Source organism: Escherichia sp. AM3 (assembly GCF_032029835.1).
Taxonomy (GTDB): domain Bacteria; phylum Pseudomonadota; class Gammaproteobacteria; order Enterobacterales; family Enterobacteriaceae; genus Escherichia; species Escherichia coli.
This window is the reverse complement of the sequence record NZ_JAVUPQ010000148.1, coordinates 1-3,769: the sequence shown is the minus strand read 5'-3', so window position 1 is coordinate 3,769 and position 3,769 is coordinate 1. Positions and strand designations below refer to the sequence as shown.

Genomic DNA, 3,769 nt, shown 5'->3' with positions numbered 1-3,769 from the left:
TGGCCTCACTTCGTGAAACCATCCACCTCTGGTAAGGATATCTATGGGGGTGTCATCAAACAGTAAATCGGAACCCCAAAGGGGCCCCCACGATTTACTGTTTGACGATTTCAGCGGCAGTACGATTTTTTAGACGGCAAACAGAAACCGTACCTGGGAGAATTTGTAGAATCATTGGGATGGTTGTTAACTGGGTTTTATGAAGATTATCAGTAGTCTTTACTTCTACAAACTCAATACAATTTTCATAGACTAAAGTGAGATCTGGCCATCCACTACGATATTGGTAAGGGTCTGCAGAAAATGCAGCAGCTATTTCTGATATTTTTTCACGGCCAATGGCATAGAACATTGCCATGCCTAGTTCTCTGGAGAGAGTGGGATAAATGCTTTGTATGAAAGGGCTAGAAATTATTTCATCGTAATTATCAAAAATCGTATTTTCAGGAACATGACTAATTATGTCTATAAGCTCTTCTTTTTTATCAGATAAAATTGTCATCTGTGCTTCTAAATAGCGATTTACTGCGTCATCCCGATCACCAAAGGAGTTGTATCTGGCTAAGCCGTCTAACATGCATGATTTTATAAGAGTTAAGATTGCTCCACCTTCGCAAGAGGCCCCTAAAAAACCATCATTTCTATATTTTGAAAGCAGAGCCAACTCTGGCTTTCCAGAGTAGGGAAAACATATATCAAACAAAGCTATTCCAAGCTGCTCACACTGCCTATCCAGAAGTTTCATTTGGTCTCTCCAGTTAAAAAAGCCATCAGATACATCAACGATTTAATTACAGTAACCGCTCACCGCAAGTTCCGGCTGAGGCGTACCGCAGCGTAGCGAGGAACGAACAGTCGGAACGAGGAAGCGGAATATCACCTGAACGGGCATAGAAATGCTTATGCACTATTCGATGAAAACAGGGGGTCTACCCGACCATCTAAGCCTCTCGCTATAAGATACAGAAGGAGGGCTTCTCTCAGCCCTTGTGTGGCGCGGTTCTCGCTTGACGATAGTTATCATTATTGATAACGTTGTTATCATTATTGATAACTATTTTTTGGGAGAGCCTCTTAAATGAGTAAAAGAATTACTCAGATAGACACTGCTACAGGGGAAGAGGTAGGTAGTTTTGTCGCAGTTATCCGACCCAAACAGAAGTCAGCTTTTGAGAGGCATTTCACTATGAACCAAGACGCGTTAAAGATCCTTGCTAAAACCCTTACAGGGGAGCAATTCAAAGTCTTGATGATGCTGTTAGCTGATCTCGATTATGAAAATTACATTCAAATTGCCCAAGCTGATATTGCCGAAGCTTTAGGCATGCAGAAAACCAATGTGAGCCGTTCAGTGAAAGCTCTCATCGACCTGTCTGTGATCCTTCAGGGCCCTAAAGTAGGGCGCAGTTATAGTTACCGCCTGAATCCTCAGTTTGGATGGAAAGGCACTGTAAGGAACCACAAAAAGGCCCTGACAAATGGCCTGAGCGTGATTCAGGGCGGACGTAGCTGAATAGTTACCTTGAAACGTAACTATGGGCTCTTTGAACTAAAATATTATTATGTTGTCCAATACGTTACAGAGATATTCCTCTGTAACGTATTTTCCCCGCCAAGCGCGGTTTTTTTTTACCCGCCATCTCTACATGCTTGGCCCGTAATACCTGTTTGGCTTCGGCGCCGGAGGCTCCGGTTCACGCTGTTTCTGCTGCAACGCTTCCTGAAATTCCAGCTGCTTCCTCAACGCCTGTTCTGCCTGTAGAGGTTCCCGAACTGCTTCAGCTGCTCCGACAATACAGTCACCCGATTGTCTAAGAAGCTGACTTGCTTCAACAGCGTGGCGTTGTCTTCCGCAGTACGCTCGAACATGCTCTGCAAGGCGGCCTGCGCCTTCTCGGAAGCTTTCAGCTGCTCGCTGAATTGCTGCTCCATACGCTTCAAGGCGTTCAATAAGTGCGTTTCCAGTTCCGTCATGGTTTACCTCACGATCCGCAGAGCTTGCTGCTTCCCGACTGTCCAGCCGCTGTCGTCCACTTTCGCCCCTTTGGGCAGCACGACGAACGTCCCGTTCTTGTCCTGAACGATGTTCAGGCCCGCTGTTTTGCTCTCCAGCGCCGCCAGCGTGGCTTTCTGGCTGTTGATCTGCTGCCAGTTGGCCGTGATCTGGCTTTCCTGAAACGTACTCAGGCCCCAGCCGCTCAGAAAGATAACGGCCAAGATCGTAACCGCGCTCAGGGCCGGGAATATCACCCGGTTTTTCACGACGGTCAGCAACATGCTCTGCCGGCTCTGGCGCATATCCTCTTTCGTGTCGTGCAGCTGCCGGCGCATATCTTCCAGCATGGTATTCAGCTCTTGCTGAAATATGCCGTTCAACTCGCTTCGCAAACTGCTCAGCTGCTGCTTCGTCAGGCTTTGAATAGTCTCGCTCTCTGCGAGATGCTGCTGCTTCAATCGCTCCTGCAGCGTCAAACTCACGCTCATAAAGTCCCCCTTTCATGCGCCACCGCTGGCCGCTCTGCGGATCTGACACGGTGATGTAATTTTTACCTTCGCGCGTTACCTGCATTCCAAGGTCTGAAACCTGCTCGATAACGTCGCTACGACTGCGTATAAGCCCCTGTGCGGCCCTCTGAGACAAAACCGCGTCTATGAGTAGCCTGACGTCTTCCTGCGGCTTCTCGCCCCTTCTGAGGGCTTCTGCGGCGATTTTCAGCTCATGATCAGGCTGAGCGATCTCACGTGCGCGCCGTGGGTCATCCGGGTCAGCCAGGCCATACCTGGCGTTAATTTCACTGCGCAGGTCATCGAAAGCCTGTTTTGCGGCATCTCCGGGCGGGCGGATGTTCAGGCTTTTCCCGGTGCTAAGCTCAACGCGGGGCGTCACAAAATGCAGCTCGTGATGTCCGGCATGGGTATGCCTGACCCAGAGGATGTTGTACTGATCGGCTTCAAGCCCGGCGAACGCGACCTGTTCAAAGCGATCCATGAAATACTGCTCCATTTCTGGCGTGACCTTCTCCTCCGGGGCGAAAGACAGCACGCCAGAAGTGTATTTGTGCCGGAAATCGAGCGAGTCAATGAGGTTGCGGGTAGCCTCCGGGGATCCCCTCAGGACTTCCGGCGGTGAATCTTCCCGACCGGGCCGCGTTTTATCGGTGACATAGCCGACCGGCCCACTGCCACCGCCAGTGCCGTGCCTGCTGAAACCCACAATCATTGCGACAGCTCCCGAATATGGCGCTCGATATCCATCAGGTGAGCAACGACCTCAACCGAGGAAGCCGCCGATTTATGCGTATTAACCCAGCGGGCAATCATGTTCAGGTTGGCATTGATGCGGTTAAGCATGGCAATCCGTTCCCGATCGACGTCTTTGTTTCGCACGCTGACCCTGCCGAGATGATCGCGAACCAGCTCGGACATGGTGCAGCCTGCATCTTCGGCCAGCTGCTTCAGCGCCTCAAATTCCGCGTCAGAAAACCTGACCCGCAGCATGTTATCGCGCTTTTCCATTCCACCTCCATCGTCGCATATTGCACTTTAAACAAGGCTACCCGATGTTGCTACATTTCGCTACGCTCAATGTCGCACACCGGGCCTTGCAATGGGAGACTTCGCCTCCCCTTGACCCCTCCCTTGCAGCGGTCGCTTTGCTCCCTCGCCCAGGGCAACGGCGTCTATCAGGTGGATGGCCTCACTTCGTGAAACCATCCACCTCTGGTAAGGATATCTATGGGGGTGTCATCAAACAGTAAATCGGAACCCC

5 protein-coding genes and 1 pseudogene are annotated in these 3,769 nt (G+C 50.5%); 1 reads left to right on the top strand and 5 read right to left on the bottom strand.

Annotated elements, in window-relative coordinates; genetic code table 11:
- Nucleotides 1–94: 94 nt before the first annotated feature.
- Nucleotides 95–745 carry a VRR-NUC domain-containing protein gene (locus RTW80_RS23000; protein WP_049595768.1) on the bottom strand — a complete coding sequence of 217 codons (651 nt, stop codon included), beginning with the start codon at nt 743–745 and terminating at the stop codon, nt 95–97.
- A gap of 333 nt (nt 746–1,078) precedes the next feature.
- On the opposite strand from RTW80_RS23000, the gene RTW80_RS22995 reads away from it, so the two are divergent.
- The gene (locus RTW80_RS22995; protein ID WP_049595767.1) at nt 1,079–1,513 is read left to right on the top strand and encodes a helix-turn-helix domain-containing protein; all 435 of its coding nucleotides are present in this window, start codon (nt 1,079–1,081) and stop codon (nt 1,511–1,513) included.
- Nucleotides 1,514–1,740: 227 nt separating this feature from the next.
- Here the strand turns inward: RTW80_RS22995 and RTW80_RS22990 are convergent, their stop codons facing one another.
- From RTW80_RS22990 to RTW80_RS22975, 4 genes and pseudogenes are all read right to left on the bottom strand, one after another.
- Nucleotides 1,741–1,974, bottom strand: a complete 234-nt coding sequence (locus tag RTW80_RS22990; protein ID WP_049595772.1) for an MbeD/MobD family mobilization/exclusion protein — start codon at nt 1,972–1,974, stop codon at nt 1,741–1,743.
- 3 nt (nt 1,975–1,977) lie between these two features.
- Complete coding sequence (locus RTW80_RS22985; protein WP_049595771.1) at nt 1,978–2,484, bottom strand: hypothetical protein; 507 nt, start codon at nt 2,482–2,484, stop codon at nt 1,978–1,980.
- 346 nt (nt 2,485–2,830) lie between these two features.
- Nucleotides 2,831–3,004: pseudogene (locus RTW80_RS31680) on the bottom strand (relaxase/mobilization nuclease domain-containing protein); the annotation flags it as partial.
- A gap of 212 nt (nt 3,005–3,216) precedes the next feature.
- The gene (locus RTW80_RS22975) at nt 3,217–3,516 is read right to left on the bottom strand and encodes a plasmid mobilization protein (RefSeq protein WP_049595769.1); all 300 of its coding nucleotides are present in this window, start codon (nt 3,514–3,516) and stop codon (nt 3,217–3,219) included.
- Nucleotides 3,517–3,769 lie beyond the last annotated feature (253 nt).